This window comes from Aminobacter sp. AP02 (genome assembly GCF_003148805.1).
GTDB lineage: Bacteria > Pseudomonadota > Alphaproteobacteria > Rhizobiales > Rhizobiaceae > Aminobacter.
The window spans coordinates 73615-87339 of the sequence record NZ_QGGX01000005.1; the positions used below are offsets into that span (position 1 = coordinate 73615).

A 13725-nucleotide genomic window follows, 5' to 3' on the forward strand; every position below is an offset into this window, starting at 1 on the left:
CCGAGCGAACTGAAAACGGCGCGGTGGCCGCACGGTTTTGCGATGCGGACGTTTGAGACGTCCGATGCGCTGGCGCTGCACACTTTGTTGGCACTGGTCTTCGACGACGGCACCGACGGGCCGTTCGAGCAGTGGTGGCCACGCATTTCGGGCGATGCCGAATTCGACCCCGCACTGTGTTTCCTGGTCCTCGACGGCGGGGGCCGGCTGGCCGGAGCCGCGTTGTGCTGGTCGGGCGGCTTCGTGAAGGACCTTGCCGTTCACGCCGACTTTCGCGGGCTGGGCATTGCCGAGGCGCTGATGTGGCACGTCTTTGCCACTTTTGCGGCGCGCGGGGCGCCGCATGTCGACCTCAAGACCAACCTTGTCGGCAATGCCGCAGCCGTGCGCCTCTATCGCCGGCTCGGCATGGTCGAGGTTGACTGGGCCGGGTGAGGGCGGCGCATAGTTCTTCACCGCCACGCCCCGTTTCCGGTCTGGCCATTGTCATCCTTCGACAAGCTCATCCTTCGACAAGCTCATCCTTCGACAAGCTCATCCTTCGACAAGCTCAGGATTCGACAAGCTCATCCTTCGACAAGCTCAGGATGAGGAATTCGGGAGGCGGAGCGCGAGGCCGAGCCTTCCGATAGTCTTGTATGTGGCGCGAACCTCGCGCTCCGTCGGCGATTTCTGTTCCCGCCCGTTCCGCTTCCGCAGGCATGGGCATTTTCGCCCTTGCCCCACTAGCGCATCGTCCAGCGCACCCGGGCCGTAGTGCCCGGAGGGGAACCCTTGGACGGAACCTCCCCGGACCGTGAGCCACGTTAGCCCAAGATCGGAGGCGCCGGTTCCTCCCCACAGATCACCGTCGCGACCGGCGTTCCCATGGGAGGAACTGGCGATGATTGTAGGTGAGGTTTTCAGGGCGTGGAAAAACGGGGTGGGTCTATCCACGCGGTCTGCTGACAGATGGTGACACCAGGCCTCGACAGGTGAAATACATTAGATCGGCGTAATATTGGTGTCCCGTTGCGATGACGTCTTTTCTTTTCTGCAATTTGCACTTGTCTTCCAAGTAAATTCTATCTCAAATGTTTACTAGGAGACGGAGGGGTGGGGCGTTGAACAAATTACCTAAGAAATTCGTTGACCGAGTTGCGCCGGGCTTGAAAAAGTATCAGCGCATTGCATTGATGCAGCAGAAGGCCGACGTGGCAGAGGCTGATACAGTCACACTGGTGAAGGACATACTCGCTGACGTCTTCGGATACGATAAGTATGACGATCTGACTGCCGAACATCAAATCAAAGCGACATTCTGCGATCTTGCTATCAGGATCGGCGGGCAGCTTCGCTTACTCATCGAAGTCAAGTCCGCGGGCAGCAGTCTGGCGGAAAATCATCTGCGGCAGGTGATCGACTATGGCGCGCACCAGGGAATCCACTGGGTCATCCTGACGAATGCCATCGAGTGGCGGCTGGTGCGCATTTACGTGGCCAACCAGATCAGCCATGAGGAGGTTTGCCGGATCGCGTTCGCAGACCTGAATGCCAAGAACGATGACCATCTGCAGCAGCTGTTCTTGTTCGCCAAGGAAGGTCTGACCACCGACGCCATGGATGCGTTCCACCAGCAGGCCCAGCTTTTCAACAAGTTCACAGTCTCAGCGCTCCTTCGGTCCGAACCCGTGATTTCGGTGCTTCGGCGGGAGATCAGACGGCTGTTCCCAGACATTAAGGTCGCACAAGAGAATCTTGCGCTTCTCGTCGAAAATGAAGTGATCAAGCGAGACACGATTGAGGGCGACAAAGCTAAGGAGGCCAATACGAGGATCAAGAAGGCTTCCCAAAAGCTGGAGCGTGTAAAGTGCAAGACGTTGAAGGCAGCAAGCCTGGATGCATCATAAAATGACCTTCGCTGGCATTGGGGACGCAATGAAGAAGGAAAGTCTGATGGACTACGCTCGTCACTTCGGGCGGCCGCTTATGGCGATGTTGGCCCTTTTTTCTGGGAGCTATCGACTGCTTCTGCAGAAGAAAAAGCAACCTTAAGGATCGCCGTCGCTGCTCCAATGTCCGGTGAGTTTGCTCCAATGGGCGATCAGATACATCGAGGAGTAGAACTGGCGATCGCGGATATTAATGCCGGCGGCGGCATAGCCGGCCAAAAGCTCGAAATCGACGTTGTCGACGACAAGGGGGATGGCCGGACGGCGGTAGCGGTGGCTACGAACCTTGCCAAGTCCGGCGTACGGTTCGTGGTCGGCCACTTCAATTCCGGAGCGTCGATCCCTGCTTCGGAAGTGTATGCAAGAATGGGCGTATTCATGATCAGCCCGGCATCGACCAATCCGTACTTCACTGACCGTAGCGGTAAGGGAAAGAACCTCTGGAACACGCACCGGACAGCTGGGCGGGACGACGTACAGGGCCGTCTGGCCGGAGAGTACATCGCACAGGCATTTGCCGGCAAAAGTACCGCGATCCTGAGCGACGGCACTCCTTATGGAGACGGCTTGGCCACCAAGGCCAAAGCCGCGTTGAAGGCCGCCGGGCAGCCGGAGAAGCTGATGTCCAAGGTCAAGGTCGGGGAGAAAGACATGTCGCGGCTGATTGCCCGGATGAAGGCAAAGAAGATTGATGTGGTCTTTTTCGGTGGCTTGGCCGACGAGATGGCGACGCTTGTGCGCCAATCAGGCGAAGCTGGTTTCAAGCCGCAGTTCATAGCTGGAGACGGTATCTTCACAGCCGATTTCCCCCATGCGGCAGGTCCCGATGTGGCTGGGACGATGTTTGCGTTCTCGCTGGAGGATCGAGACCATCCGGACGCGCAATCTGTCGTCGGGCGATTCAGGGCGAAAGGATTCGAGCCGGAAGCGTACACGCTCAAAGCGTATGCCGCCGTTCAGGTGATCGCAAAGGGCATCGAAGTTGCCGGGAAAAGTGAGCCGAAGGCCGTTGCCAAGGCCATTCGCTAAGGCCCTCCAATTCCAACGGTGCTGGGAACGCTGACTTTCGACGTCCATGGTGATCGCCGCGAGCCGGACGTTGCCTGGTATGTGTGGAAGCCCAATGGAACTGGCGGCTATTCTCCCGTCATGCAGAAATGACGACTCTTCCTCCGGTCAGTGCAGGGTGATGCGGCTAACGCGAGTCGGCTGATGGTTTGATCTTGCGAGGGCATCGGGCTGCCGCTGTAATTGCAGCGGCAGGGGTTCCTTCCGGTGGCCGCGCCCAATGTGCTCACTGCCTCCCCGCAAGCCCATCCAGCAAAACGTCCAGGCCTTTCCTGAACGTCCCGTCCCAATCATTGTCCAGCAGCAGGCGCGTGCGCTGGATGGTCGGGTGGCGTTCGCCGAGGGTTGAAAGGCGCTGCTGTGCCGCGGCCTTTTCGTCGTCCGTGAGTTCGAAGCTCGCCCGGGTGATCGTGGCGCCCATCACGTAGTTCCACAGCGACCATATCGCGACGTTGAGATCGGCATCGGCGACGCCGGCGCGCGACAGGATGCTGCCCAGCAGTTCCAGCCGGCCGAGGATGCCCGGGCCGAGCGCGCGGCGCGGCAAAAGCGATGCCGACCAGGGATGGCGCAGCATGCTTTTGCGCCAGTCCTCGAGCATGTGGACGACTTCGTCGCGCCAGTTGCGCGGTTCGCCCGTTTGCGGCGGTTCGCGATAGGCCAGCACCTGGTCGAGCGCCAGGTCGAAGACCTTTTCCTTGTTGTCGACATGCCAATAAAGGCTCATCGCGCCCGCGCCGAGGCGATCGGCCAGGCGCCGCATCGACATGCCGCCGACCCCTTCCGCGTCCAGCAGTTCCACCGCTGTCGCCACGATCCGCTCGCGCGACAGCGGCGGTTCACTGCCCGGCTGCTTGGTGGGCTCAAGTTTCGCGCCTGCCCGTCGGGGCTTCCTGCCCGGGGCGTCGCTGCGTTTGGCTGCCATTCGTCTTTCCTGCTCCGTAGGCCGATCTTGGCTGGCGGTGCTGAGAATGTCGATGCCCGCCGATTGACTCGTATAGCGTACGAGAGGATAACTAGTACAGTGTACGACTCGACGGCGGAACGGGCACGGTGTCAAACATGCCGGTTGCCGGGCAGGTTGCCGCCGAGCGCGGAGCCAAAGGGAAAAATCATGTCACGCACGTTCAACCATCTGCTTGCAGGAGGACTGACCATCATGACCATCGGCGTTGCCGGCGCGGCTATCGCGAGCGATCTCAAGCTGACCATCGTCAATCCGAAGAACCTGCATGACCCGTCGCCGAACGGCTACAGCACGGCGGTGATTGTGCCCGGCGGGGCGCGGGTGGCCTATATCTCGGGGCAGGGCGGCCAGGACGGCACCGGGGCGTTGTCGCCGGACTTCGCGGTGCAGGTGAAGCAGGCCTATGCCAATCTGGGGGCGGCGCTGGCCGGGATCGGCGCTGCGCCGGACCAGGTCGCCAAGCTCACGGTTTTCGTGGTCGACCATGACATGGCCAAGCTCGGAGTGCTGACCGAGAGCGTGAAGGCGATGTTCGGCACGGCACTGCCGGCCCAGACGCTGGTGCCCGTGCCCAAGCTTGCGGTCGACGCCATGCTGTTCGAGGTCGAGGCGGTCGTCGTGCTGAAGTAGCGGGGTGCGCGGAGAGGGTCGCGCGCGGTGCGGCTACATTCGCGCCTTCATCTCCAGCGCCCACGCGCGGCCCTCGTCGCCACCCCACAACAGCCAGGCGATGTAGCCGGCGGAGGGGTTTTGCTCGTTGCCGTAGTTCTTGCCGCGCTTGTCGACCTCGTGGCGGGCGAAATAGCTGACCATGCGCTTGACGGTGTGGGGCGAAAGCTCGGTACGGGCGACAAGTTCCTCGGCGCGACTGAGGCCGATCTCGGTGCTGCCGCGTCCGAATTGTTTGCGAAGCGCGAGGCCCCTGGCGGCGTTGTCGGCCACTACCTTAGGCGGGATGAGGTTGAGCCCCGCGGCCTCGCGTCGGATTTCGTCGAACGGGTCGTAGGCGATGGGCATCGGGCGATTCCTGCTGGCCGGGCAGGGTAGCGGGATGCGGTCAGGATGGGGAGGGTGCAGATCCCTTCTCCCCATGTGGGAGAAGGGGCACCGTGGATGTGCCTACTTTGAGGCATAAACCGCGCATTTGCCGGTTGTCTTCATCTTGTATTTCTTGCCGACCGAATTGCAGCGCTCCAGCGCCTGCTTCTCGGCAGCCGCCTGGGACGGTGCGTTGAGGGAGTCGGCGCAGTAGAATGCCTCGACACCGCCCAGATGCGTTTGTGCGTAGGCCGAGTGGCCGGAAGCCGCGACATAGCCCTTGTAGGCGTCCTGGCATGGGCCCTTTGTCCAGGCGAACTGCGTGGCATAGCGCTTCTTGCCTTCGTTTCCGGCCAGCGATCCCTTGTCCTTGGCCATTGCCACGCCCGGCATTGCCGCAACCAAAAGCCCTGCCAGCACCGATCCCAGTGCCAGTTGAACAGTTTTCAATGTCATTCCCTCACTCCCCCAGTCGAAGGTGAGAAAGTTACCTGCAATTTATGCGAGTGGGAAGGTGATGACGAAGAAATTCACGCGCAGCCTGAAAAGGAAGCCGCATGTTATATTAGATGTTGCTTCTGTAGAATCAGGCAGTGGCAAGGATTTCCTTCTCCCCGCGTTTGGGGAGAAGGAAGATCCGACTTTGCGGCTTACTTGAAGTAATCCTGCAGCGGGCGCACTTCGAGCGAGCCGGCCTTGAGGGCCGCGATGGCCTCGGCGACGGCGGCAGCGCCCGACAGCGTGGTGTAGTAGGGCACCTTCTGCATCAGCGTGGCGCGGCGGATCGACTTCGAGTCCGACACCGCCTTCTGGCCGTCGGTGGTGTTGAAGACGATCTGGATCTGGCGGTTGCGGATGGCGTCCTCGATGTGCGGACGGCCCTCGAGCACCTTGTTGATCTTTTCCGCCGGCACGCCGTTTTCATTGAGGAAGCGCGCGGTGCCAGAGGTCGCCAGCACCTTGAAGCCGAGGCCCGACAGGCGCTGGACGGCGCCCAGGATGCCGGCCTTGTCCTCGTCGCGGACCGAGACGAACAGCGTGCCCGAGCGCGGCAGGTCGACGCCGGCACCGAGCTGGGCCTTGGCGAAGGCGAGCGCGTAGTCGCGATCGAGGCCCATGACCTCGCCGGTCGACTTCATCTCCGGTCCAAGCAGGATGTCGACACCCGGGAAGCGGGCAAACGGGAACACCGCTTCCTTGACCGCGATGTGGCCGGGGTTGCGGGCGTCGGGCTTGGCGCCATAGTGGGCGAAGGCCTTGTCGAGGCTCTCGCCGGACATGATGCGGGCGGCGATCTTGGCGATCGGCTTGCCGACGGTTTTTGCCACGAAGGGCACGGTGCGCGACGCCCGCGGGTTGACTTCGAGCACGTAGATTACGCCATCCTTGATGGCGTATTGAACGTTCATCAGGCCGCCGACATTGAGCGCGCGCGCCATGGCCGAGGTCTGGCGCTCGAGCTCGTCGACGAGTTCGGTGGACAGCGAATGCACCGGCAGCGAGCAGGCGCTGTCGCCCGAGTGGATGCCCGCTTCCTCGATGTGCTCCATGATGCCGGAGACGAAGGTCTCCTTGCCGTCGCAGAGGCAGTCCACGTCGACCTCGATGGCGCCACTGAGATAGGTGTCGAACAGGAGCGGGTTCTTGCCGAGCAGGGTGTTGATCTGGCCGGTCTTGTCGTTGGGGTACTTCTGCTTGATGTCCTCGGGCACCAGGCCCGGCACGGTGTCGAGGAGGTAGGACTGCAGCATGCCCTCGTTGTGGATGATCTGCATGGCGCGGCCGCCGAGCACGTAGGACGGGCGCACGACCAGCGGGAAGCCAAGCTCGCCGGCGACGGTGCGGGCCTGCTCGACGGAGTAGGCGATACCGTTCTTGGGCTGCTTGAGGTCAAGCTTGTGCAGCAGCTTCTGGAAGCGGTCGCGGTCCTCGGCGAGGTCGATCGCGTCGGGCGAGGTGCCGAGGATCGGGATGCCGGCCTTTTCGAGCGCATCCGCAAGCTTGAGCGGGGTCTGGCCACCGAACTGGACGATGACGCCGTGCAGCGTTCCAGCGGCCTGCTCGGCGCGCAGGATCTCGAGCACGTCCTCGGCCGTCAGCGGCTCGAAGTAGAGGCGGTCGGAGGTGTCGTAGTCGGTCGACACGGTCTCGGGGTTGCAGTTGACCATGATCGACTCGTAGCCGGCCTCGCGCAGCGCATAGGCGGCGTGGACGCAGCAATAGTCGAACTCGATGCCCTGGCCGATGCGGTTGGGGCCACCGCCCAAGATGACGACCTTCTTGCGGTCGGAGACCTGGGCCTCGTCTGCCAACGCCCCGGCGAAGGGCAGCTCGTAGGACGAGTACATGTAGGCGGTGGGCGAGGCGAACTCGGCGGCGCAGGTGTCGATGCGCTTGTAGACCGGGTGCACGCCGAGCTTTTGACGTTGCTTTTGAACAGCTTCGGCCTCGGTCTTCGTGAGCGAGGCGAGGCGGGCGTCGGAGAAGCCCATCGACTTCAGCATGCGCAGGTTTTCGGCATCCTGCGGCAGGCCGTGCTCGCGCACTCGGGCTTCCATGGAAATGATGCCGGCGATCTGCTCGAGGAACCACGGGTCGATCTTGCACATTGCGTGCACGTCTTCGAGCGAGGTGCCCATGCGGATTGCCTGGGCGACCATGCGCAGGCGGTCGGGCGTGGGCGTGCCGAGGGCGGCGCGGATGGCGTTGCGGTCGTCGCCGCTGTCGCCGTTTTCGCCGATGCCGGGGATCTCGATCTCGTCGAGGCCGGTTAGGCCGGTCTCAAGCCCGCGCAGCGCCTTCTGCAGCGATTCCTGGAAGGTACGGCCGATCGCCATGACCTCGCCGACAGACTTCATGGCGGTGGTGAGAACGGGTGAGGCGCCGGGGAATTTTTCGAAGGCGAAGCGCGGGATCTTGGTGACGACGTAGTCGATCGACGGCTCGAAGGAAGCAGGCGTCGCGCCGCCGGTGATGTCGTTTTCCAGCTCGTCGAGCGTGTAGCCGACGGCGAGTTTCGCCGCGATCTTGGCGATCGGGAAGCCGGTTGCCTTGGAGGCAAGTGCCGAGGAGCGCGAGACGCGCGGGTTCATTTCGATCACGACCAAGCGGCCGTCGGCCGGGTTGACGGCGAACTGGACGTTGGAGCCGCCTGTTTCAACGCCGATCTCGCGCAGCACCGCGATCGAGGCGTTGCGCATGATCTGGTATTCCTTGTCGGTCAAGGTCAGCGCCGGGGCGACGGTGATCGAGTCGCCGGTGTGCACGCCCATCGGGTCGATGTTTTCGATCGAGCAGATGATGATGCAGTTGTCGGCCCGGTCGCGCACGACCTCCATCTCGTATTCCTTCCAGCCGAGCACCGATTCCTCGATCAGGACTTCGGTGGTGGGGGAGGCGTCGAGACCGCTTTGTACGATGTCGAAGAATTCCTGGCGGTTGAAGGCGATGCCGCCGCCGGTGCCGCCCATGGTGAAGGAGGGGCGGATGATGGCGGGCAGGCCGACATGGTCGAGCGCCTGGGCGCCGATGGCCATGCCGTGGTTGATGTAGCGCTGCTTGCGGTCGCCTTCGCCGAGGTTCCACTGGGTTTCGAGCGCGTCGAGCGCGGCGTCGAGATTTTCAGGGTTCGCGGCCTTCAGCGCGGCGCGCTCGGCCTCGTGCTTCTTGCGGTCGGCGTCCTTGACCTCGGAGGCGTTGGCGAGCATCGAGCGCGGCGTTTCGAGGCCGATTTTGGCCATGGCCTCGCGGAACAGCGAGCGGTCCTCGGCCTTGTCGATGGCATGCGCGTCGGCGCCGATCATCTCGACATTGTAGCGCTCGAGCACGCCCATGCGGCGCAACGAAAGCGCAGTGTTGAGCGCGGTCTGGCCGCCCATGGTGGGCAAAAGCGCGTCGGGGCGCTCCTTGGCGATGATCTTGGCGACGACCTCGGGGGTAATCGGCTCGATGTAGGTGGCGTCGGCCAGCTCCGGGTCGGTCATGATGGTGGCCGGGTTGGAGTTGACCAGGATGACCCGGTAGCCCTCTTCCTTCAGCGCCTTGCAGGCCTGGGTGCCGGAGTAGTCGAACTCGCAGGCCTGGCCGATGACAATGGGACCGGCGCCGATGATCAGGATGGACTTGATGTCGGTGCGTTTTGCCATTGTGTACGGTCCGTAAAATATGCCTGCGCGAAGAACCGGGACGGGAGAATCCCGGCCGGTGCGCAAGAAGAGTCAACTAGAGGCTAGGCGGGCCTTATAGGGGAAGGTTGGGGAGGGGGGAACCCCAAAAAACGCTTTTCCTGTGACAGGATGCGGGTTTGATGCCAGTCGGTTGCGTGCAGTGTGCGACGCATTGCGCAAAGAACGGACGCCGGTGCCGGCGACCGTCCCTGCGCAGGGGTTGGACTACGCCGTCCTGGAGATGCGCACGCCGATCGCCGCGAGGTGTTGCAAGGCGTGGTCCGCGTCGATCAGCATCTCCGGGAAGTGGAGACCGGGCACCGGTGCTGCCTTGCCGTCGAGGCCGAGCAGGCGTTCGACCGCCAGCGATACCGCAAGGGCCGTGACCGGTGCCTGCCCCTGAGGATGGACGAACTCGATTCGGTCGCGGCCAGCCGTTCCGTCGGGGCGTTCGCCTGCGATGTCGACGGCGAATTCGGCGGAGAAATGCTCGCCAGCATGGCGGCCGGAGGATTCGCCGAAGGTAAAGTCGAAGCGGACCGAGCGCGCTCCGGTCACTGCCGACAGGCTGTAGACGTCGCCGGGCGAAAAGGTCTGGGCTGGAATCCTTCGTCCGTCGACGCTGGTGATGGTCTTGCCTTGCTCGCCGCCGGCCGTCCTCGAGCAGCATGGTGTTGGGCGACGCGGTCAGCCTGGCAAAATCGGCATCTGCCGCCGGACCGCCTACGTCCTGCTCGTCGAAGATGGAGGAGATTTCGATCGAGTCCACCTTGCGGAACTGCCTGGCGAAGTGGGCGGTGACGATGCTGGTGATGCCGGCAAGCCAACTGGCACCCATCAGGACGGGAGCTGAAGGCCGGTTGGCGAAGTGGGCCACCTTAGGTCCGATCTCGTGAATGCTGGAGGAGAAACTGAGATAGGGCACACCTTTGGCGAGCGCGTATTGCAGCGCGTTGAGCGTGTCGTCGTAGACGAACATGACGACCGCGCTGAAGGATGTGCCGACAGGCAGGCCCAGGTCTCCGCGAGAAAGGTCAATTGTTAAAGCCTCGGCGTTGCCGATCTCCCTCGCCACCGTATCGGCCTTGTCGAGATTGCGGCCGCCGATGGCGAGGGGCAGTGCGGGGTGCAGCTTGCGCAGGGTTCTGGCTGCATAGGTGCCGACGAAGCCGGAACCGCCGACGATGAGAACGGGCTTGTGGGTTGTCATTTGGGCATAACTCCTCTGTGGCCGCGCGAGGGCGGCGCAATGATGTCTTGATTGGAAGGGGTGGAGCGGCGCGCGTTGGCTCCGCCGGGGATCAGGCGAGCTTGACCTTTTTCTTGCCCATGACGGGTTGGAAGGTGCCCTTGCCAGGCAGGCCGATGGGCAGATTCTTCAGATGGATTTCACGGGCTGCAACGGCCACGTAGCGCGCCTTGGCACGAGCCGCTTTCAAGTGTGCTCGGAAGAAACTGGAGCCTGAATCCCGATGAATGCAGCTGCGACGAAAAAGCTGCCGAAAGCCGAACGGCGCGCGCAATTGCTGGAAATCGCGCAGAAGATCGTGCGCGAAGAAGGCACCGACGCGCTGACGCTTGGACGGGTTGCCGAGCGCGCCGGGGTCAGCAAGCCGATCGCCTATGAGCATTTCGGCACCAGGGCAGGGCTGCTGAAGGCGCTTTACAGTGCTTACAATGATCTGCAGCTGGATGCGCAGCGGCAGGCGTTGGCGACTGCTGGCAAGACGCTGGGCGATGTCGCGGTCATTTTGGGCGAGGCCTATGTGAACTGCGCAGATTCGGTCGGCCCGGAGGCGGGGGCGGTCTATGCGGCACTGTCGGGCACTGAAGAAATGGAAGGCTTCAGGCAAAAGCTGCGCGACGGCTACCTGGCCGAATACCGGGATGCGTTTTCGCGATTTGTCGAGTTGCCGGAGCCGCTGGGCGGCGCAATCCTTTCAGGCCTTCTGGGGGCTGCCGAGGCGGTGTCGCAGGATGCCGCCGCGGGGCGGATTTCGCATGACGACGCGGTCGCAGCGATTGCGCAGATGTTCACGGCGACGCTCGGCCAGTTTCGCCGCTGAATTGGCAGGCGCGCGCCGGTTTCGATTAGCCAAGGTCAGTCGGGCATGAAGCCGGTGCGCAAGGCATGCGCCCATTCCGGCCGACCGCTTTCCTCGGCCCGGCGTGCGGCGGCCTCGTGATCGTAAACCACCGCCAGCGCGTCGACGCGCAGGACTTCGCCCGCTTCATCGAGTTCGACGATGCCGTAGCGTGCCATCGGCGATCCCTGTTCAGATACATGAGCGGGAGCGTTGTCGTCTCGATATGCCGGATCGCCTACGCTGCCCGGATTGAACAGGATGCGCCCGTCGCCAAGTCGCACCAGGTCGGGGCGGTGGCTGTGGCCTGAAAGCAGGAGCCGGTACTTGGCGTCCGTTTGACGGAGCCGGTTTTCGATGACAGGCAGCTGCGCGCGGACGAGCTGGTCTTCGCTGATCACCTCCGAGAGATAGCGCTCGTCGTGGTTGGGCCGGGCATGGAAGGCGAAGACGGTGGGTGCGATCTCCAGCGTCAGCGGCAGCGCCTCCAACCAGTCGCGCTGAGCGGGCGTGAGGCGGTCGTAGGCGAAGCGGTCGGAAGGCCCCATTTCGTCGAGGGGATCGGTGGCGACGCGGCGGTCGTGGTTGCCGCGCACGGTCGGCCAATCGAGCGCTTGCAGCCGCTCGGCGGTTTCGCCAGGCCATAACGGGCCAGAGACGAGATCGCCGAGATTGACGACCAGATCGGCGCCGCCGCGCCGGGCAAGGTCAGCGAGCACAGCTTCCAGGGCGAGGATGTTGCCGTGAATGTCGGCGATGACGGCGATGCGCATCCGCATGTTCCCCCTCAATGGCAGCGGTTCGAGGCGACTGTCCGCGTTACTTCAACCGCTCAAGCAGCGGGATATCATGTGCGGCCTTGATGATCGAATCGAGCAGGCCAGGAAAGCGCCTGTCGAGGTCGTCGCGGCGCAGCGAAATCAAGCGGCTCGTGCCGGATACCTCGGTGCGCGTGATGCCGGCCTCGCGCAACTTGGCGAGATGATAGCTGAGATTGGTCTTGGAACCGAATTCGAGGAACTGCCTGCAGCTCATCGCCACGCCTTCGTGGCGGGCGAGGTAACCGACGATGGCGAGCCTCGTCTGATCGCCCAGCACGGCGAGCACATTGGGCAGGCTGATCTGATCGGCGATTGGATGGGGCAGGGACATGGGACGAAGCTAACGTTGGAACAGGTGCGGTTCAAGGCTCGGACGCGCTGCTGACATGAGGCTGGCAGGAGCGTGATCCCGGCAGATTGACATGACGCGTGGTCAAGTTCAATAGTTCAACAGATTTTGAACTAAGGACAGCGTCATGGACAAGCGCCTTATCTGGCTGGCGGTCGGCTCGTTCGCCATGAGCACCGTTGGCTTCGTTTTCTCCAGTCTCTTGCCGGCGATCGCCGGCGACGCCCATGTTTCCGTGCCCTTTGCCGGCTATCTCATCATGGCGTTTTCGCTCGCCTATGCCATCGGCGCGCCGGTTCTTTCCGCGCTGGCCGGCGAAATCGACCGACGCCGGGTGCTTGCGGCAACCATGGTGGTTTTTGTCGTCGGCAACATCATTGCCGCGACAAGTGGCTCATTTGCTGCACTTCTGGCCGCCCAGATCGTGATGGGCATGTCGGCGGGGCTTTTTGCAGCGACGGCGCAGGCGACGGCGGTGTCGCTCGCTGGACCCGAGCACCGTGCAAGGGCGATTGCCGTTGTCGTCGGCGGCACGACTTTTGCCGTAGCGCTTGGCGCGCCGGTCGGTTCGTTGATCGCCACGATGTGGGGCTGGCGCGGCACCTTCGTTGCCATAGCCCTTCTTGGCATCTCGTGTGCCGCGATCCTGTGGGTGCGGCTGCCGAGGGGTTCGCGCGGCATCAAGCTGACGCTTGGCGAGCGCTTCACCGCGATCGCGCGGCCGGGCATCCTGCCCTCACTGGTGGTGACCCTGCTCTATCTTGCCGGTGGCTTCACCGTGATTTCCTACATCGCGCCGCTGGCGCTGGAGGGGGCGGGGCTGCCGTCGATTGCGCTGCCGGGCATGCTGCTCGCCTTTGGCGTCGGCGCTGTCATCGGCAATCTGTCGAGCGGCTATCTCGCCGACCGGATCGGCGCGACGCGCATGGTGGTGATCTCGCTGTTGATGTCGTCCGGCTTCTGCATCGCCATTGCACTGACGCTGAAGCTACTGCCGCACCATCTTGCCGGGCCGGTGCTGATCGGCCTGATGGTGCCGTGGGGCATCATCGGCTGGGCCTTTCCGCCGGCGCAGGCAAGCCGCATCGTTGGCTTCGCCCCCGAGCTTGCGCATTTGACGCTGTCGTTGAACGCCTCGGCGCTCTATTTCGGCATTGCCTTCGGTACGGTGATCGGCGGCCGGGTGCTGGAGTTCGCCAGGCCGTCCGATCTCGGCCTTGTTGCGGCAGCCTTTCCGCTGGTGGCACTTGCCGTGCTGGCGGCGAGCAGCAAATCGGTGCGGGTTGCCGTGGCGCGGTAAG

Annotated in this window: 14 protein-coding genes; 6 read left to right on the plus strand and 8 right to left on the minus strand. The window is 63.2% G+C overall.

Features of this window, described 5'->3' with window-relative positions; genetic code table 11:
* Positions 1-42: 42 nt before the first annotated feature.
* From C8K44_RS07700 to C8K44_RS07710, 3 genes are all read left to right on the plus strand, one after another.
* Complete coding sequence (locus C8K44_RS07700; protein ID WP_109575415.1) at positions 43-435, plus strand: GNAT family N-acetyltransferase; 393 nt, start codon at positions 43-45, stop codon at positions 433-435.
* Positions 436-1103: 668 nt separating this feature from the next.
* Positions 1104-1889, plus strand: coding sequence for a type I restriction enzyme HsdR N-terminal domain-containing protein (locus C8K44_RS07705; RefSeq protein ID WP_146203916.1), 786 nt, complete (start codon positions 1104-1106; stop codon positions 1887-1889).
* 147 nt (positions 1890-2036) lie between these two features.
* Complete coding sequence (locus C8K44_RS07710) at positions 2037-2960, plus strand: branched-chain amino acid ABC transporter substrate-binding protein (protein WP_281062986.1); 924 nt, start codon at positions 2037-2039, stop codon at positions 2958-2960.
* A 265-nt stretch (positions 2961-3225) separates the two neighbouring features.
* On the opposite strand, the gene C8K44_RS07715 is transcribed toward C8K44_RS07710, so the two are convergent.
* On the minus strand, positions 3226-3924 hold the full coding sequence (locus tag C8K44_RS07715; protein ID WP_109575196.1) for a TetR/AcrR family transcriptional regulator C-terminal domain-containing protein: 699 nt from the start codon (positions 3922-3924) through the stop codon (positions 3226-3228).
* Between the two features lie 189 nt (positions 3925-4113).
* Here C8K44_RS07715 and C8K44_RS07720 point away from each other — a divergent pair, with 189 nt between their 5' ends.
* Positions 4114-4596, plus strand: coding sequence for a RidA family protein (locus C8K44_RS07720; protein ID WP_109575197.1), 483 nt, complete (start codon positions 4114-4116; stop codon positions 4594-4596).
* 33 nt (positions 4597-4629) lie between these two features.
* Here the strand turns inward: C8K44_RS07720 and C8K44_RS07725 are convergent, their stop codons facing one another.
* The 5 genes from C8K44_RS07725 to C8K44_RS27460 all read right to left on the minus strand — a co-directional run bounded on the left by C8K44_RS07725 (position 4630) and on the right by C8K44_RS27460 (position 10609).
* Positions 4630-4983, minus strand: a complete 354-nt coding sequence (locus tag C8K44_RS07725) for a hypothetical protein (protein WP_109575198.1) — start codon at positions 4981-4983, stop codon at positions 4630-4632.
* 102 nt (positions 4984-5085) lie between these two features.
* Positions 5086-5460 (minus strand): hypothetical protein, encoded by a 375-nt coding sequence (locus C8K44_RS07730; protein WP_109575199.1) that lies wholly within the window; start codon positions 5458-5460, stop codon positions 5086-5088.
* Between the two features lie 194 nt (positions 5461-5654).
* Complete coding sequence (carB, locus tag C8K44_RS07735) at positions 5655-9149, minus strand: carbamoyl-phosphate synthase large subunit (protein WP_109575200.1); 3495 nt, start codon at positions 9147-9149, stop codon at positions 5655-5657.
* A gap of 246 nt (positions 9150-9395) precedes the next feature.
* Positions 9396-9728 (minus strand): hypothetical protein, encoded by a 333-nt coding sequence (locus tag C8K44_RS07740; RefSeq protein ID WP_109575201.1) that lies wholly within the window; start codon positions 9726-9728, stop codon positions 9396-9398.
* Between the two features lie 743 nt (positions 9729-10471).
* Positions 10472-10609, minus strand: coding sequence for a hypothetical protein (locus tag C8K44_RS27460; RefSeq protein WP_158282718.1), 138 nt, complete (start codon positions 10607-10609; stop codon positions 10472-10474).
* Positions 10610-10642: 33 nt separating this feature from the next.
* On the opposite strand from C8K44_RS27460, the gene C8K44_RS07750 reads away from it, so the two are divergent.
* Complete coding sequence (locus C8K44_RS07750; protein WP_109575203.1) at positions 10643-11236, plus strand: TetR/AcrR family transcriptional regulator; 594 nt, start codon at positions 10643-10645, stop codon at positions 11234-11236.
* A 35-nt stretch (positions 11237-11271) separates the two neighbouring features.
* Here C8K44_RS07750 and C8K44_RS07755 read toward each other — a convergent pair whose 3' ends face one another.
* Positions 11272-12027 (minus strand): metallophosphoesterase family protein, encoded by a 756-nt coding sequence (locus C8K44_RS07755; RefSeq protein ID WP_109575204.1) that lies wholly within the window; start codon positions 12025-12027, stop codon positions 11272-11274.
* Between the two features lie 46 nt (positions 12028-12073).
* Positions 12074-12406, minus strand: a complete 333-nt coding sequence (locus C8K44_RS07760; RefSeq protein ID WP_109575205.1) for a helix-turn-helix transcriptional regulator — start codon at positions 12404-12406, stop codon at positions 12074-12076.
* A gap of 145 nt (positions 12407-12551) precedes the next feature.
* Here C8K44_RS07760 and C8K44_RS07765 point away from each other — a divergent pair, with 145 nt between their 5' ends.
* Positions 12552-13724 (plus strand): MFS transporter, encoded by a 1173-nt coding sequence (locus C8K44_RS07765; protein ID WP_109575206.1) that lies wholly within the window; start codon positions 12552-12554, stop codon positions 13722-13724.
* Position 13725: the final 1 nt, after the last annotated feature.

Bases quoted from the DNA above. Each gene is read 5' to 3' on its own strand.
- C8K44_RS07755 (WP_109575204.1), bottom strand. From the start codon at position 12,027: ATGCGCATCGCCGTCATCGCCGACATTCACGGCAACATCCTCGCCCTG.
- C8K44_RS07715 (WP_109575196.1), bottom strand. From the start codon at position 3,924: ATGGCAGCCAAACGCAGCGACGCCCCGGGCAGGAAGCCCCGACGGGCA.
- C8K44_RS07720 (WP_109575197.1), top strand. From the start codon at position 4,114: ATGTCACGCACGTTCAACCATCTGCTTGCAGGAGGACTGACCATCATG.
- C8K44_RS07730 (WP_109575199.1), bottom strand. From the start codon at position 5,460: ATGACATTGAAAACTGTTCAACTGGCACTGGGATCGGTGCTGGCAGGG.
- C8K44_RS07700 (WP_109575415.1), top strand. From the start codon at position 43: ATGCGGACGTTTGAGACGTCCGATGCGCTGGCGCTGCACACTTTGTTG.
- C8K44_RS07750 (WP_109575203.1), top strand. From the start codon at position 10,643: ATGAATGCAGCTGCGACGAAAAAGCTGCCGAAAGCCGAACGGCGCGCG.
- C8K44_RS07725 (WP_109575198.1), bottom strand. From the start codon at position 4,983: ATGCCCATCGCCTACGACCCGTTCGACGAAATCCGACGCGAGGCCGCG.
- carB (WP_109575200.1), bottom strand. From the start codon at position 9,149: ATGGCAAAACGCACCGACATCAAGTCCATCCTGATCATCGGCGCCGGT.
- C8K44_RS07760 (WP_109575205.1), bottom strand. From the start codon at position 12,406: ATGTCCCTGCCCCATCCAATCGCCGATCAGATCAGCCTGCCCAATGTG.
- C8K44_RS07765 (WP_109575206.1), top strand. From the start codon at position 12,552: ATGGACAAGCGCCTTATCTGGCTGGCGGTCGGCTCGTTCGCCATGAGC.